This is a genomic window from Dehalococcoidia bacterium, assembly GCA_025054935.1.
Classification (GTDB): domain Bacteria; phylum Chloroflexota; class Dehalococcoidia; order SpSt-223; family SpSt-223; genus JANWZD01.
This window is the reverse complement of sequence record JANWZD010000001.1, coordinates 185,331-200,699: the sequence shown is the minus strand read 5'-3', so window position 1 is coordinate 200,699 and position 15,369 is coordinate 185,331. Positions and strand designations below refer to the sequence as shown.

The 15,369-nt window shown below is 66.0% G+C and carries 13 protein-coding genes; 7 read left to right on the top strand and 6 right to left on the bottom strand.

From position 1 onward, the window contains the following. Positions 1-301: 301 nt before the first annotated feature. Positions 302-445, bottom strand: a complete 144-nt coding sequence (locus NZ773_00865; protein MCS6800485.1) for a hypothetical protein — start codon at positions 443-445, stop codon at positions 302-304. 54 nt (positions 446-499) lie between these two features. On the opposite strand from NZ773_00865, the gene NZ773_00860 reads away from it, so the two are divergent. After that, entirely contained in the window at positions 500-1,933 is a 1,434-nt protein-coding gene (locus NZ773_00860) for an ACT domain-containing protein (GenBank protein MCS6800484.1), read from the top strand. Positions 1,934-2,031: 98 nt separating this feature from the next. Then, positions 2,032-2,442, top strand: coding sequence for a hypothetical protein (locus NZ773_00855; protein ID MCS6800483.1), 411 nt, complete (start codon positions 2,032-2,034; stop codon positions 2,440-2,442). Between the two features lie 155 nt (positions 2,443-2,597). On the opposite strand, the gene NZ773_00850 is transcribed toward NZ773_00855, so the two are convergent. After that, positions 2,598-3,278, bottom strand: a complete 681-nt coding sequence (locus NZ773_00850; GenBank protein MCS6800482.1) for a dienelactone hydrolase family protein — start codon at positions 3,276-3,278, stop codon at positions 2,598-2,600. Between the two features lie 225 nt (positions 3,279-3,503). On the opposite strand from NZ773_00850, the gene NZ773_00845 reads away from it, so the two are divergent. Beyond that, positions 3,504-3,890 carry a hypothetical protein gene (locus tag NZ773_00845; protein ID MCS6800481.1) on the top strand — a complete coding sequence of 129 codons (387 nt, stop codon included), beginning with the start codon at positions 3,504-3,506 and terminating at the stop codon, positions 3,888-3,890. Between the two features lie 33 nt (positions 3,891-3,923). Continuing rightward, a complete protein-coding gene (purM, locus tag NZ773_00840; GenBank protein MCS6800480.1) occupies positions 3,924-5,003 on the top strand; it encodes a phosphoribosylformylglycinamidine cyclo-ligase in 1,080 nt (359 codons plus the stop codon). 80 nt (positions 5,004-5,083) lie between these two features. On the opposite strand, the gene NZ773_00835 is transcribed toward purM, so the two are convergent. From NZ773_00835 to NZ773_00825, 3 genes are all read right to left on the bottom strand, one after another. Next, complete coding sequence (locus NZ773_00835) at positions 5,084-5,929, bottom strand: enoyl-CoA hydratase/isomerase family protein (protein MCS6800479.1); 846 nt, start codon at positions 5,927-5,929, stop codon at positions 5,084-5,086. 178 nt (positions 5,930-6,107) lie between these two features. Then, positions 6,108-9,419, bottom strand: a complete 3,312-nt coding sequence (locus NZ773_00830) for a PAS domain S-box protein (protein MCS6800478.1) — start codon at positions 9,417-9,419, stop codon at positions 6,108-6,110. Positions 9,420-9,602: 183 nt separating this feature from the next. Continuing rightward, positions 9,603-10,490, bottom strand: a complete 888-nt coding sequence (locus NZ773_00825) for a hypothetical protein (GenBank protein MCS6800477.1) — start codon at positions 10,488-10,490, stop codon at positions 9,603-9,605. Positions 10,491-10,552: 62 nt separating this feature from the next. On the opposite strand from NZ773_00825, the gene NZ773_00820 reads away from it, so the two are divergent. Together NZ773_00820 and NZ773_00815 are read left to right on the top strand one after the other, a co-directional pair. Beyond that, a complete protein-coding gene (locus NZ773_00820; protein ID MCS6800476.1) occupies positions 10,553-10,954 on the top strand; it encodes a hypothetical protein in 402 nt (133 codons plus the stop codon). Next, on the top strand, positions 10,954-11,883 hold the full coding sequence (locus tag NZ773_00815) for a hypothetical protein (GenBank protein ID MCS6800475.1): 930 nt from the start codon (positions 10,954-10,956) through the stop codon (positions 11,881-11,883). Before NZ773_00820 ends, NZ773_00815 begins: the two co-directional genes overlap by 1 nt. Here the strand turns inward: NZ773_00815 and NZ773_00810 are convergent. Next, positions 11,880-13,601 carry a carbon-nitrogen hydrolase family protein gene (locus tag NZ773_00810; GenBank protein MCS6800474.1) on the bottom strand — a complete coding sequence of 574 codons (1,722 nt, stop codon included), beginning with the start codon at positions 13,599-13,601 and terminating at the stop codon, positions 11,880-11,882. The two genes, NZ773_00815 and NZ773_00810, sit on opposite strands and share 4 nt — an antisense overlap. Before the next feature lie 176 nt (positions 13,602-13,777). Between NZ773_00810 and NZ773_00805 the strand changes: the two genes are divergently transcribed. Next, complete coding sequence (locus tag NZ773_00805; protein ID MCS6800473.1) at positions 13,778-15,343, top strand: ABC transporter substrate-binding protein; 1,566 nt, start codon at positions 13,778-13,780, stop codon at positions 15,341-15,343. Positions 15,344-15,369: the final 26 nt, after the last annotated feature.

Here is a 15,369-nt window from a genome sequence, read left to right as displayed (position 1 = left end):
CCCCCAACCGATGGTGTCGGAGGACACGGCGGCCTCGGTCGGGCGCAGCCCGGTCGCACGCCTCGTCGCCGCATCCCCGCGAGAGCGGCGGCGCGGCAGGACAGCGCTGGGACAGGCAAGCCCTCGAATGCCGGAGAGCGCTCACGCCCGCAGCATCCCAGCGAGCGCCTTTCCTCGCATTGCCAGATCGGGGAGGACGCCTGATCCCTGCCCAGTCCTGCGGCTCCCCGCGGCTGGTTCGCGGGCTCACGCCGGGCGGCGAGCGCCCCCTCCGCGAGACGGTATACGATCATCTTGTGTATCATGCGGCCAGCGCGCCTGCGCTCCGCTCGCCCGTTGCGAGCGCGCCGACAGCGGGAGCGCAGGCGTGGGGCGGCGTGACCGCGATGAGATCGCCGCCGTGCTGCCGCCCCCTCGGCGCGCCGAGGGGAACGCTCGCGCTCATGCACGTCATTTCCTGCGTGGCAGCGCCACGTCTCGTGCTCAGAGGAGGAGCCGCATGATCCCAACCCCCGCGATGCGCCAGCAGCCGAGCGCAAGTTACAGCCTCACGATCCGGATCGAGTCGCCCAATCTGCCGGGCATGCTCGGCCGCATCACGACCGCGATCGGCGAGGAGCATGGCGACATTGGCGCGATCGACATTGTCAGCGTCCACGGCGGGATCATGACCCGCGATATCACCGTTGCCTGCCGCGACGAAGCGCACGGCCAGGCGATCGTCAAGCGGCTTCAAGAACTGGACGGGGTGCACGTGCGGAATGTCTCCGACCGCACCTTCCTCGTTCACCTGGGCGGCAAGATCGAGATCGTCGGCAAAGTGCAGGTGAAGACGCGCGACGACCTGAGCATGGTCTACACCCCTGGCGTTGCGCGGGTCTGCAACGCCATCAAGGACGACCCGTCGAAGGTGTGGTCGCTCACCATCAAGCGCAACACCGTCGCTGTCGTCACTGACGGCTCGGCGGTGCTTGGCCTCGGCAATATCGGCCCGGCAGCGGCGACGCCGGTGATGGAAGGCAAAGCGATGATCTTCAAGGCGTTTGCCGGCGTCGATGCGTTTCCGATCTGCCTCGACACCCAAGACCCGGAGGAGATCATCGAGACCGTCGTCCGAATTGCTCCGGTCTTCGGCGGGATCAATCTCGAGGATATCGCCGCGCCGAAATGTTTCTACATCGAAGAGGAGCTTCGGAAACGGCTCGATATCCCCGTGATGCATGACGACCAACACGGCACGGCAGTGGTTGCGCTCGCCGCCCTGAAGAACGCGCTCAAGCTGGTCGGCAAGGAGCTCGCCTCGGTCAAGATTGTCATCAACGGCAGCGGCGCGTCCGGGGTTGCGGTGGCGAAGATGTTCGCTCTTGCCGGCGCCACCAACCTCATCCTCTGCGACACAGCCGGCGCGATCTACCGCGGGCGGGAAGTGAACATGAATGCGGTTAAGGAAGAGATCGCCCGCACCATGAACCCCGAGAACGAGCGGGGGAGCGTGCGCGAGGTGCTTCGAGGGGCAGATGTCTTCGTCGGCCTCTCGGGGCCGGGCGTTGTCGGACCGGACGATATCCGCGCCATGGCAAACGACCCGATCGTCTTCGCGATGGCGAACCCAATTCCTGAAGTGATGCCGGAGATGATCCAAGGCATCGCCCGCGTCATTGCCACTGGCCGAAGCGACTATCCCAACCAGATCAACAACTCCCTCGGTTTTCCGGGGATCTTCCGCGGCGCGCTCGATGTCCAAGCGCGGGATATCAACGACGAGATGAAATTGGCGGCGGCCAACGCCATTGCGCGCCTCGTGGGGGATGACGAACTGACCGAGGACTACATCATCCCCACGATGTTTGACAAACGGGTGGTCGAGGCCGTCGCCGAAGCGACGCGCGCGGCCGCGATGCGGACGGGCGTCGCGCGTCGGATGGTCAACTAAAGGACACGATGACCCGTGCCTGCTCGGAGAGGCTGAGACTGCTGCGCCGCACGGCGCGACGTTCTTGAGCAGGCGAGCCCTGCCAGCCTCCTAGGGCGATGATGCGCGGCGAGCGCGGGTATGTCCTGCCGCTCTGGAACGGGATGATTGCGCAGGACGGGACTGGACTCCTCATCCCCGACCCCTATGGCGGAAGCAACGGCACACTCCTCGATGCCTGCATCCTCTTCGAGGAGGTCAGGTGTGCTCTCGGCCTGCGCCGCTCTTCACCTGACCGTTCTGAGCGCCCTGCTCCTCCGCTTTGCGGCGAGCGAGGCGTTTCTTCCCGCCATCGCCGCAGGCCGGTCCATCGTTGTCCCCGTCACACCGAGTATCCCGACGAAATCGCGGCCGCGCTTCCTCACGCTGCGGTCGGGCGCGTCGCAGCGGGAACGGTGCTGCACGCCTTCGACGCCGACCAGCTGATCGAGCGGCTTGTCGCTTTTTTGACACGAGAAGCGCCGCCCTAACGGCGGCTGTGCGCAGGGAGCGGCAACACCTGCCCGAGGAGAGTCGCTTGGCGAGGGAAAGGAGAGAGACGAACCGTTTCGCCGCAACCGCTCGCGCCGCCGGCGCTCCCCCTTACGACAAGGAGATGCGCCCGCCTGCGGCCGGCTGCCGAGTGTCACCCCGCGAGGTGCTGGCGGAAGAAACGCAGGGTCCATTTCCAGGCGTCCTGCGCCGCTTCCGCGTTATAGACAGCGGGCCGCGTGTCGTTGAAGAAGGCGTGCTTCGTCCCGGGATAGATGTGATACGTGAATTGCTTGCCCGCCGCTGCCATTGCGGCTGAGACCGCCGGGACATTGGGGGTGATGTTGGGGTCATCCTCGGCGTACAGCCCCAGCACGGGACAGCCTACCTTCGCCAGGTCCTGCTCTGCAGGAGCGCGGCCGTAGAACACCACCGCCGCACTCAGATCGGGGATCCGTGCGGCGGCAAGAAACGAGAGCCAGCCGCCCATGCAGAACCCCACAATGCCGACCCCGCGGACGTCGCTGCGCCCCTTGAGGTACGCGACCGCGGCGCGCATTTCGGCGACCGCTGTCTCCTCGTTCAGCTGCATTCGCAGCTTCATCGCCTCGTTCGGCTCGTCGGCAATCTGGCCGTGATAGTGATCCGGCGCGACAGCGACAAATCCTTCCGCTGCGAAACGCCGCGCCACGTCCTTGATGTGTTCTTCGAGCCCCCACCACTCCTGAACCACTACCACCCCGCGATGCGGTCCCGTCGTTGCCGGCTCGGCGACAAACGCATCGACCGTCCCGCCGTTCGCTGGAAGCGTCACCATTCTGCCCGTTTCAGCCATGCAGCCCCATCCTGATTAGTGTACTGCCGCATCATACGCTCCGCCTCCTCCCAACGGCGAGGGGGCGCTCCTGGCGCGCGGAACGGCTTGCCAGGTTTGGCGCGGCCGCAAGCGCAGGCCGCTGCGGAGCGCAGAAGAGCACGCAGGCAAGGCAAATGCGCTGCCGCTCCTCGGCGCGCTGGCCGCGGCGCGACTATAATGCCCGCCGGCAGGGGGGAGCAGGAAATGGCAGACGACCCGGTACGCGCGCTGTACGAGCAGATCCGCTGGCCGTTCGGCGAGGAATTCCTCGGAGGGCGGCACTTTCTTGCGCGGATGGAGAAGCGCCCGTTCGCCATCCTCGACACCCCTGCAGGGTCGTACCAGTTTTTCGGGCACACCGACCGCTGGGATCCTCGCGAAATCTGGACGCTCGTGCTGTTCCAGCCCAAAGGCGCGCGATCGCTCGACCTGCCCGTGATCTTCCACCGGCGAGAAAGCAGCATCGGCCACGGCCTTGAGACGCTCGACATCGCGCTCGAAGCGATCGCCGCCCACCTTGCGGCAGGACAGCCGCTTGAGTGGGAGAGCGCCGATATCGAAGAAGAGGATGAGAGCGCCGACGAGGATTGACGAGGATTAAGGGTGCGCGAACGAGAAGAAGGAATGAGGTACCGCGACGCCGGCGTCGACGTCGCGACGGAGGAGCAGGCGCTCATCGGCGTCCGGCGGTGGGTTGAAGCGACGTTCGCCTTTCGCCCCGACCGCGGCCGCGTGCTGCTGCCGATTGGCTATTTCGCCAATGTCCTCGACCTCGGCAATGGGATCGGGCTCGCCATCTCAACCGACTCCGCCGGCACGAAAGTGCTGGTCGCCGAATTGCTGGACCGCTACGACACGATCGCCATCGACTGCATAGCGATGAATGTCAACGACCTTCTCTGCGTCGGTGCCGAGCCGATCGCCCTCGTCGACTGTCTCTCGGTGCAACGGGCGGACCCCGCATTCCTCGAAGAACTCGCGCGGGGACTGCACCGCGGCGCGGCGCTGGCGAACATCACGATCCCGGGCGGCGAGATTGCGCAAGTGCGCGAGCTGATCCATGGGGTGCGGCCGGACCGCGGCTTCGACATCGTCGGCACGGCGGTCGGCCTTGTTCCCACCGACCGGATCATCATCGGTCAGCGGGTTGCCCCGGGTGACTGCGTCATCGGGGTCGCCTCCTCGGGCATTCACAGCAGCGGGCTGACCCTCGCAAGGCGCGTCCTGCTCGACCAAGCCGGGCTAGGCGTTCACGATCCCTTGCCGGGGGGGACAGGAACAGTCGGCGATGCCCTTCTCGAGCCGACAGCAATTTACGTCAAGCCAGTGGTCGAACTGTTCCGGAGCGGGGTGGAGATCCACGCCCTCGCCCACATCACTGGCGAAGGGCTGCTGAACCTCGCCCGGATCGAGGCCCCCTGCGGCTTTGCGATCGACTGGCTTCCGGAGCCGCCCCCGATTTTCCGCGCTATCGCCGCCATCGGCAAGGTTCCGCCAGCCGAGATGTACACCGTCTTCAACATGGGGATCGGCTTTTGTCTCGTCGTCCCCCCGGATGCGGTCAGCCCCGTGATCGCGACATTCCAGCGCCACGGCTTCACCGCTTGGCAGATCGGGCACGCCGTCGCCGACCCGGAGCGTCAGGTGACGCTGCGCCCCCTCGGGCTCCGGGGCAAAGGGAGCGCCTTCGCCCCGGTCGCCTAGCGGGTGCTGGGCGCGCCGCCCCCTGAACCTGAAAGGGAGACCGCTCCCGAGCGATAGGGGCGGCCGGAGAAGCGGCGCGCCTAGCTCGGCTTCTCGTAGGAGACGCTCCGCTTCTCGGCGAAAGCGCGCATCCCCTCGAGAAGGTCCTTATCCTGCTCGAGCGCAGCGCGGAGCGCTTCGATCCGGCCGCGCCGCCGTTCGCCGCCGTCGGGGGGCGCGATGTTGCCGCTCGCGATCTGGCGCTCGATCGATCCCTTCTTCAAGTGGCGCAGCGAGTCCGGTCCGCTGGTTTTCACCATCTCTGCCAGTTCGAACGCCATATCCATCAGCTTCTCTTTGGGGCCAATCCGGTTGACAAACCCGAAGTGGAGGCACTCCTGCGCCGTCAGCCGTCCGTTGGCCATTGTCAGGTAGTTTGCAATCGGCCAGGGGAGCTCATAGGCGAGCGAGTTCATTCCGCCGACGTTCACCTTCGCGTGCAGATCGGCGATGTAGGTATCCTCCGCCATCACCCGGAGGTCGCACATCAGGACGATCTCAAGCCCGCCGCCGACGCAGATGCCGTTGATCGCGGCGATGAGCGGCTTGGTGACGATGTAGTGATTGCACAGCTTTCCGAACATCGGGTGATTGGGGTCATCGATCGGCCGGAGCTTCTTCTCGCCTTCCTTGCCGTAGTATTCGAGATACTCTTTGACATCGCGCCCCGCGCAGAAAAACCTCCCGCGGCCGGTGACAATCGCGACGCGGATATCGGGGTTGTTGTTGATCTCATCCCACGCCCAGACAACATCCATGTGCATCTGGGTGTTGAGCGAGTTCGCGTTCTGCGGCCGATTGAGCGTGACAATGGCGATATCGCCGGCGCGCTCAAAGATGGCCGCCTCCATCTCCTTCCGGAAGTCGACATTGTCTGGGTAACCCATATGCTCCTCCCTTCTCGTCCGACGCGACTGTATACCGTGCGGCGCGGCACGTCAAGCGACCGTTCACGGAACGTCGCGGCATGAGGATAGCCGAGCGACGAAGAAAAGCGGGGAATGCCGTCTCCTCTTGGCGAGACGGCAGGATGAGAACAGTTCCCAAGCCGGCGGCCGGATGGGGTCAGGGCTGTGGGGTCTCGCCCTCTCCGGCAAGGACAACGCGGTTGCGCCCGAGCGCTTTGGCACGATAGAGCGCGCGGTCGGCAGCCGACAGACACTCTTCGATCGTCGCCGCGTGGTCCGGAAAGACAGCGACGCCGATCGAGCAGGTCAGGGCGCCGAGCGGCTGCCCGCGAAACGTCAAGCGCATTGCGGCGACGGCCGCCCGGAGATGCTCGGCGCGCGTTCGGGCATCGCGCGCGCTGATCTCCGGGAGAATGAGGGTGAACTCTTCTCCGCCGAAACGACAGGCGATGTCTCCCCCGCGGATCTGCGAACGCAGCAGCTTCCCAAACTCCCGGAGTACGAGGTCGCCGGCATCATGACCAAATTGGTCATTGAACGATTTGAAATGGTCAATATCGAGCATCATGAGGGCAAGCCCGCGCGCTGAGCGGGCGGCGCGCCGCTCTTCGAGGCGAAGCGCTTCTTCGAGGTAGCGCCGATTGAACAGGTCCGTCAGCGGGTCGCGCACGGACTGATGGCGGAGACGCTCGCGAAGCCGAAGGTTGGCGAGGGCGAGCGCGATATGCTCGGCAACGGTGACGGCGAGCTGCTGCTGTCCTTCGCCGAGCGTGCCTGTCTCCTGAGCGAGATGAAAGATCCCCAACACTTCGTCTTGCGCGATCAGCGGGATGCAGAGATACGACGCGGGCAGACGGTCGCGAAGATGCGGGCAAATCAGCCCCACGCGGCTGTCGCGAACGATGTGCGGACGCCCCCGCCGAAGCGCCCAGCAGTCGCCGCGCGCAAACGGCTGCCCGACCGTCTGATCACCCCACGCGCTGAGCAGCTCCGCCTGGGCGCTGTCCTCGAGCAGCGCGACCTTCCCCCGCGAACCCGGAAAGAGCGTTCCGGCCAGCTCGGCAATGATGACGTAGGCATCCTCGGTCGTTTGGCACGACGCAAGCAGTTCGCCCATCTCTGCCAAGAGCGAGATCTCGCGGGTACGCTGCTCAAGCGCCGCAACCTGCCGGGTCAGTTCCTCGTTCGTCGCGCGCAGTTCCGCAGCCGCCCGCCGGCTTTCGGTGATGTCGCGCAGCGAGACGACAACGAGGTGCGGACGACGCTCGCCCGGCCGAAAGAGCGGCTGGGCATTGACCTCGCACCACGTCGTCTCGCCGCTCGGACGGACAAAGCCCGCCACCACATTGCATTGCGGGAGGCCCGTTTCGAGCGCGCGCGGACCGGGCTGCTCCTCAAGCGGGAAGAGCGTCCCGTCCTCGCGGATGACGCGCCAGCCCGGGGGAACAGGCGAGCGGCGCGCAAGCTGAGCCGCCGTCAGACCGGTAATCCGTTCCGCGCTGGCGTTGCAGACGCGGAACGCGCCGGTGGCATCGCCGACGATAATCCCTTCGTCTAAGTTCTCGACGATGGAGCGCTGCAACGCCTCGCTCTCCCGCAGCGCTTGCTCCGCCAGCCGCATCTCCGTGACATCCATCATCGTTCCGCGCACGCGGACAGGCCGTCCTTCGCCGTCCACCACCGGGCGCAAGACAATCCGAAGGTAGCGCACGTAGCGGCGGGGGATTGCAATCCGCTGGTCGAAGGTCACCGCCTCGCCGCTCGCGAGGGCGCGCTCGACAGCGTCGCGAAACGCAGCGTGGTCGAGCCGTCTCGATGCTTCGCGCGAGCGGTCCGCCTCGGGGAGATCATCAACGCCGAGCAGCCGCCAGACCTCGGCCGTGCCGTTCAGGATGTGCGTCCGGAGGTCGTACTCCCAGCTTCCGATATGCGCGATCGCCTGCGCCTCCGCGAGCAGCGCTTCGCTCTCCCGCAGCTGCCGCTCCACTTCGACCCGGTCAGTGATGTCATGGAGGATGGCGACGACATGGCGGACCTGGCCGCGCTCGTCGCGGATCGGCGAGAGCGTCAGGTCGTTCCAGGCGATGGCCCCGTCCCGCCGCTGGTGGCGGAGGAGAAGTCGCGCGTCCCGGCCTTCGCGGACCGCTTCCCAGACCGACTGGGGGATGTCTGCGTCTGGCGTCTCGCCGTGGAGCAGCGCGACAGAGCGTCCGACCAGCTCCTCTGGGGAAAAGCCGGTGATCCGGCAAGCAGCGGGGTTCGCTGACAGCACCGGCAGCTCTGGGCGCGTCGCGTCGAGAATGAGCACGCCGTCAGCGGTCGAATCGATGGCGCGGGCGAAGAGCTGAAGCGTCTGCTCGGCGCGCCGCCGCTCCAGCACTTGGCGCAGAAGATGGCCGAAATCAAGGACCATCGTCCGGAAGGCGGGATCGGGCGCCTCGCCGGCCCCATGGGCCACAAGCACAGCGAAGGGGCGCTCTCCCTCGAAAAGGGGAAGCACGACCCAGCCGGAGCGCTCCTCCTCCGCCAAAGCGACGCCAGCTTCCTCGGAGGAGTGGAAAGCGGCGGCGACGACCTCGGTCGGCGTGGGAGCGGTCTCCGTTTCTGGGGAAGCAGCCCAGACGACGCGGCATGCCGGTCCCCGCTCTCCTTGTTCCCAGAGCTCGCAGCGGCGCCATCCCGCCACGCCGGCGATCTGCCCGAACGCGACATGAAGCGCCGTGTCGAGGTCGTTCATGGTCTCGAGCGCGCGCGTTGCTGCTTGGAAGGCAGCGACGCGCAACGCCGCTTCTTTTCGCGCCGTGATATCGATCACTTGGGCGATGCAATAGCCCGGCTCTCCCTGCTCTGGTCGGACCAGCGCGATTTCAAGCTGGACCCAGATGGTGCGGCCGTCCTTGCGGCGATAGCGCTTCTCGATGCTGAAGGACTGCAGTTCGCCCGCTTCGAGTTGCTGGATCCCGGCGCTCTCCGCCCGCCGATCGTCGGGATGCGACAGGTCTTGGACGCTCATCCCGCGGAGCTCATCCTCGCGGTAGCCGGTGATCTCGCAGAAGGTCGGGTTCGCCTCGAGAATGCGGCCGTCGCGGCTGACGAAAACAACCCCAGACGCCGCAGCGCGGAAGGCGCGCTGATATTCTGAGGGAGCTTCTGGCGCGAGCGGCTCGACGAGGATCATCTGCAAGCACTCATGCTCAACCGGACGTGCCCAGACCCGCACCGGCAGGATTGCGCCCGTCGCCGAGACCGCGACATAGCGGCCGCTGATCACCTCGTCGCCAAGCCGCAGCCCGGACGGGAAAAGGTGGCGGAGCGGTTGGCCAAGCAGCGCACCTTCTTCGTACTCGAACAGCGCCGCTGCCGCCCGGTTGGCGAGCAGAATGTCGCCAACGTCGTTAACAACGAGCGCCGCCACTGGCAACGACGCTAAAAGCTGGTCGGAGGCGAGAGAGAGTGACCGCGCCGACAACTAGCTCCTCCGAAGCCGCGGCCCGCCCGAGCGCAGGCGGCAGGGCGTGCTCAGGATCGGGTGCGATCTGCTCCAATTTTCGACGGCGAGCGGGAGATTGGGGAGCCGCAAAGAAGTCCTATCCATTCCGCCTCCATCTCCGCCCCCATGCGGAACTACGATTTTCATCGGAGGAACAACGGGCTATCCGACACTGCGCTCGCCCCCGCGCTCCGACTGATCGGTCCGCATCCGCCACAGGCGCCAATTCGGCGCGGCGAGCAGGAAGACGGCGGCGATCACGCCGCTAACGATGACCGCGGCCCAGTAGATCCAGGCTGCGATGCGGACCCCGGCAGGGTCGGCAAGAAGGCGAGGAAGGAACTGGGGAAAGACGATCAGGCGCGCCACATCGTAGGCAAGGAAGGCTACGAGCACCACGCGCGCGTTCGACCACGTCGGCCGCGCAAGCGCCCAGAGGAATAGGGCGCCTGCTCCAACGTAGATCGCGCCGTAGAGGCGAAGCGTTTCGACGGGCAGCGGGGTCGGCAGAAAGTCGACGCCGAGCAGCGCCGCGACGCCGGGAATGATTAGGAGGATGGCCGAGACCACGAACATCCAGAGCACGACCGCGGGAGGAGTGCGCTTGTCGTGATCGTCGAAGCGCTGCGCCCAGCGAAACATGCCGACATTGCCGACGACCGCGATCGCCGAAACGAGCAGAAACGGCAGAAACGCGCCTGCCCCCGCCAGCAGCGGCGGGATCGAGGCAAGCACGAAGCCGCCGTAGATCGCGCCGAGCGATACGGCCCCCGCGCGCACGCCGCTGAGGTCTCCCGTCCAGGCGATGAACAGCACGGGCACGGCGATGCTCGCGACAACCGCAGCCAGAAACGAGCCGTTACTCAATGGAGTTGGCCAAATACTGCTACTTAGTGGTAAACGAAACCAAAAGACCAGCGCAAGTCCGCTGAGAAGCACGCCGAGGACGACGAGCACTGCCCGCGCGGCACCATGCTGCTGCGGCGCGAGGACAGCCCGCTTTCCCCAGCTGTTCCAAGAACGCGGCTGATGCAGTACTCTCTCCATCATCGCCTCCTCCTGAAGATCGAATCGGCGGGATACCGCAAATCCCGCAGGTCAGGGAAGAACCGATGACGGACGACCCAATCAGCCGCGTTGACACCTTTCTTCGGCTCCTCGCTGAGCGCAACCTTGCCGAGGCTGAGCGCTACCTTGCGCCCACCATCCGAATGACATTTCCGCCCGGCATCACTTTCCGCACCCTCGATGAACTTGTCGCCAACGCGCGCAAGCGCTATGCCTGGTGCGATAAGGTGCGCGAGCGCTACGAGGCGTTCCAGCGGGACGACGGCACGACGGTTGTCTACAGTGCCGGCACCCTGTTCGGCGAAAACCTGCACGGCGTGCCGTTTTCGGGCGTGCGCTATCTCGATCGGTTCGTCCTCCGCAACGGCCTGATCGAGGAGCAAGAGGTGTGGAACGATCTCGCAGAAAGCGGGGTGCTCGACCGCACTGCCCCTCAGGAGAATTGATGAGTGCAGTTGGCGTGCAGCATATCGTCGTCGGCGCGCGTGACTTTGAGAGCGCGCTTCGCCTCTACCGCGACCATCTCGGCTTGGGCGTTCGCCACGGCCCCGCGCCGGTCTCGGCTGCCGAGCTTACCCTCTGGGGGCTTCAGCCAGAGCACTTTGCCGCCACGGCGGTGACGCTCGGCGCCCCCGACCAGCAGTATGGCCTGCTGCGCCTCGTCTCATTCGGCGAGCGGACGGGCGAGCCGGTGCGCAAGGACGCTCGGCCCTACGACTATTCGCCGAAGAACCTCGATATCCAAACCGTCGATATCGACCGCGCCTACACGACCCTCTCGGCGCTGGGCTACCCCTTCCGCTCTGAGCCCGTCACCTACCCGCATGACGGCCACCTCATCAAAGAGGTGCAGATGCGCGGGCCTGACGAAGTGAACATCGTCCTTCTTGAGACCGAGGCCGGCCGCGCCTTCTCCTTTTCGCCTCAAGGTTTTGCCGGCGTCACCCAGTGGGTGCTGACCGTCGGCGACCTTTCGCGCGCGGTCGCGCTGTTCTCCGAAGGACTGGGGATCCCGGTCGCGATGCACAATCGGCTTGCGGGACCAGAGATTGAGCGGATGATCGGGCTTCCGCCAGGCGCCAGCTTGAATATTGCCATTCTCGCCGGCGATACCCTGTTCGGCCGCATCGAACTCGTTCACTATGAGGGGGTCGATTCCCGCGACCTCACGCCGCGCGCGCGTCCGCCCGCGGCCGGAATGCTGCAGGTCGGCTTCGCGGTGGATGACCTTGAGGCGAGCGCCGCCAAGCTTGCAGCGTTCGGCGTCCGCCCGCTGAGCGCGCCTCGTGATGTTCCCGACCCTTTCGGTCACCCTCGGCGCGCCGTCTCCCTGATCGACACAACCGGCCTCATGCTGGAGCTCTGGCAGCGCTAGCGGCGCGCCACGAGGGGGCCATGCAGTTCGGCACGGCGATTGAAGATGGCGTCGGTCTTCGGCACCATCAGTTTGTTGCGGCTGGCCACGGGGTCGACGGTCTGCCGAACGAACGTCTCGATCCCCGGAGACGACTCGGTCAGGTCGACGGGGTTGAGCCGGCCGCGCCAAGGGGTCGGAAACCGTGGAACGGTGGCGATGATGGCGCCGCGCGCGACAGGCGAGTCAGCGCGGTTCGCCGCCACGATCGTCAGGTGGTTCTCCGCCGCGCGCTCACGCAGCGCCAACCGCGGCTCCCACTCGATGCGCCAGCAGGTTGAGTAGGCGATCATGTCCGCCCCCATGCAGGCAAGGACCCGCGCCGACTCGACGAACAGCCCGTCATAGCCGGCGAGGAGCCCAATCCGGCCGAGGGCGGTGTCGGCAGTGACGAAGCGGTCGCCCGGCGTCGCCCAGACCCGGTCCGGCTCGCGGACATGAACTTGGCGATAGCGGGTCACCTCGCCGGCCGGTGACCAGAGGAAGGTCGTGTGATAGAAGCGGCCATCCGCTTCCTCGACGAGCGAGGCGACGAGATGGAGATCGCGCTTCGCCGCGAGCGCCGCCAGCCGGGCTGCAGCTTCCCGGCTGGCGAGGGCAGCCGCTCGAGGGTTGGCCGCGACCGTCCCCTCTTGGAACGGATACAGCTCCGGCAGGACAATCAGCCGCGCGCCGCGGTCGGCGGCCTCCTCAGCCACGTCGAGCCCGCGGAGAATGGCGTACTCGACTGTCGGGTCGCTCTCCGTCTGGATGGCGGCGGCAGTGAACGGCTCAACCTCGACGACGCTCGGGCTGAGGACGAGCGGCAGCTGCTCGTTCGGCAGCGCCAGCACCCCATACAGCTCTGGGCGACGGTCTGCGAGCAGGTCCCCAAGGCCGGGCAGCCGTTTCTCGTCCGCCTCCGTAGGGTCAATGGCGGCATAGACGATCTCGTCGGTGCGCCAGCCGCCCTTCGCGAGGACACGGCCGCGCGGGTCGACAATCTGGCTCTCGCCAGGAGCGTGGATCAGATGCTCCTCCATCGGGACGCGGTTGCGAAAGCCGTCGAACAGTTCCAGCGGGATAAGCGGCCCCGATTTGCAGCTTGACACCATAAAAACGCCGTTCTCCGCCGCGCGCACCGGCACATGCAGCGCTCCTTCATCGCGCGCGTTCGAGTTGAGCGAGTCGAGGATGATCTGGGCGCCTTTGAGGGCGACAGTGCGCGCCGTCTCGGGCAGCACGCCGTCCATGCAGGTGGTGAAGCCGATCCTGCCGAGTTCGGTATCGAACACCTCCGGCTCGATCTGGTCTTTGGTCATGAAGTCGTTTTCGCCCCCGATCAGCACCTTTTTGCGCACGGTGGCGACAATCCGGCCGTCGCGGTCGATCAGGTAGTTCTGGTCGTATACCGTCGGCCGCGGCCCGCGGGTCGAGGCATTAAACGCAACCCAGATGCGACGCGCCCTCGCGCGCTCGCGGATCGCGCCGACCCATGGCCCTTCCTCGTCAACCGCGACTTCCCAGCAGTGCTCCTGATCGCGGTAGAGCGAGACGTGGTTGCAAAACTCGGGAAAGAGAACGAGGTCCGCGCCGTGATCGGCTGCCTCGTCAATCCGCTGCAGGATCGCCAGCAAATTCGCTTCGCGGTCGGTCCCCACCGTGTATTGGGTGGTGGCGATAGTGATGCGGCGGCTCATCGCTCCTCCTTCGCAAGACATCGTAGCAGTCTCTGGGCAAAGCGGAAGCGGACAGCGCGGGGACCCACTGCCTTCGTCGGCGGGGGGCGCCTCGTCCGCGGCCGACATTCCGAAAGAGTGAAAGGCGCGCCGCCCAGCAGTATGATGCATTCGGTGTTCAAGAAGGAGGAGGAGTGATGGGCCGGCTCGTTGCGCAAGGGATGATCGCTGTCGCGCTGCTGCTTGCTGGGTGCGCGCCAAGCGCTCCCGCCTCGCCAGCCGGAAGAGCGCCGGATGCCGCTTCTGCCGTTGATCAGACGCTCGTCGTCGCCACCAGCACGCTCAGCGGCCCGCTCGACCCGAATGCCAATCTTCCCGTCAACCGGATGTACGACATGTTCGACAACGTCGTCATGCTCGACGTGAGGACGGGTGATCCCCTTCCTGCCATCGCGACGAGCTGGCGGGTCCTCAATCCGACGACGTGGCAGCTCGTCATTCGTCCTGACCTGACCTTCCACGACGGGACAAGACTGACGGCCCGAGACGTGAAGTTCACCTTCGACCGCAGCATGGACCCGTCGCTCCGGCTCGCCCTCGGCACGCGCCTGACCACCGTCGACCGCGTTGAGCTGGTGGACGACCTGACGCTCAACGTCATCACCAAAGCGCCGGACCCGATCCTGCTTCGTCGGCTGACCACGATGTCGGTGGTGCCGGAGCATTACATCAGCCGGGTCGGCAACGAGCAGTTCGCGCTCAGCCCGGTCGGCAGCGGTCCCTTCCGGTTCAAGGAGTTCGTCCCGAACGACCGGTTAGTGCTGACAGGCTACCCCGACCACCCGTTCCGCAAGCCGAAGCTCCGTGAACTGACGATCCGCGCTATCCCCGAGGCATCGGCGCGGGTGAACGGGCTCCTGACGGGAGAGGTGCACCTCGCCTACTTCATCCCGATCGACCAGTACGACCGGATCCGCGAACGAGGGATGGCCGCTCAAGTCACCAACTTCGGCACCTCGCTCGGATTTTGGATGGACACTGTCAGCGGCGACCGGCCCGTTGATTCTCCGCTTGCGGACAAGCGGGTGCGCCAAGCGATCAACTACGCGGTGGACAAGGAGAGCATCGCGAAGCAGATTTTCCGCGGGCTGACCCAACCGGAAGCGCAGCTCGCCCAACCGGTGACCTTCGGGTATGACCCCACGCTCAAGCCATATCCGTACGACCCCGCGAAAGCGCGCGCCCTCCTTGCCGAGGCAGGCTACGCCAACGGGTTCAAACTCAGGGCAGAGACAACCGTTGCCATCGCCGAGTTTGTGCCGATTGGGCTGCTGATCCAGCAGAACCTTCGTGATATCGGCATCGACCTTGAGTTCATCCCGATGACGGACCAAGCAGCGTGGACCGACAAAGTGTATGGCCGCCAGCCTCGCGCCGATCTCTTCGGGATCCCGCTCCAAAACAGCCCGGCGATGGACCTCGATTTCTCCATCAGCTGGTTCTGGAGCAAGCAGCCGCCGGCGACGCGCCACTACAACAACCCGGAATTCGACCGCTACTACGAGCCGTCCCGCACGGAGATGGACCCCGAGAAGCGGCGTCAGCTCCTTCAGAGAGCCTCCGCCGTCCTGCTCGAAGACCCGGCGTGGCTCTTCCTTGTGCCCAGCGCGACCGTCCGCGGCTACGACCCAAAGAAGGTCGACCTCGGGACGCTCGGCGGCGATGGCGGGATCCGTTTTGACCAGGTTTCGCGCATCGGGTGACGAAAGCGGCGAGGCCATCCTGCTGG

Coding starts and splice junctions, on each gene's coding strand:
- NZ773_00865 (MCS6800485.1), bottom strand. CDS start 445: ATGAGCGCGAGCGTTCCCCTCGGCGCGCCGAGGGGGCGGCAGCACGGC.
- NZ773_00835 (MCS6800479.1), bottom strand. CDS start 5,929: ATGGGTTACCCAGACAATGTCGACTTCCGGAAGGAGATGGAGGCGGCC.
- NZ773_00845 (MCS6800481.1), top strand. CDS start 3,504: ATGGCAGACGACCCGGTACGCGCGCTGTACGAGCAGATCCGCTGGCCG.
- NZ773_00820 (MCS6800476.1), top strand. CDS start 10,553: ATGACGGACGACCCAATCAGCCGCGTTGACACCTTTCTTCGGCTCCTC.
- NZ773_00825 (MCS6800477.1), bottom strand. CDS start 10,490: ATGATGGAGAGAGTACTGCATCAGCCGCGTTCTTGGAACAGCTGGGGA.
- NZ773_00805 (MCS6800473.1), top strand. CDS start 13,778: ATGGGCCGGCTCGTTGCGCAAGGGATGATCGCTGTCGCGCTGCTGCTT.
- NZ773_00815 (MCS6800475.1), top strand. CDS start 10,954: ATGAGTGCAGTTGGCGTGCAGCATATCGTCGTCGGCGCGCGTGACTTT.
- NZ773_00855 (MCS6800483.1), top strand. CDS start 2,032: ATGATGCGCGGCGAGCGCGGGTATGTCCTGCCGCTCTGGAACGGGATG.
- NZ773_00810 (MCS6800474.1), bottom strand. CDS start 13,601: ATGAGCCGCCGCATCACTATCGCCACCACCCAATACACGGTGGGGACC.
- NZ773_00850 (MCS6800482.1), bottom strand. CDS start 3,278: ATGGCTGAAACGGGCAGAATGGTGACGCTTCCAGCGAACGGCGGGACG.
- purM (MCS6800480.1), top strand. CDS start 3,924: ATGAGGTACCGCGACGCCGGCGTCGACGTCGCGACGGAGGAGCAGGCG.
- NZ773_00860 (MCS6800484.1), top strand. CDS start 500: ATGATCCCAACCCCCGCGATGCGCCAGCAGCCGAGCGCAAGTTACAGC.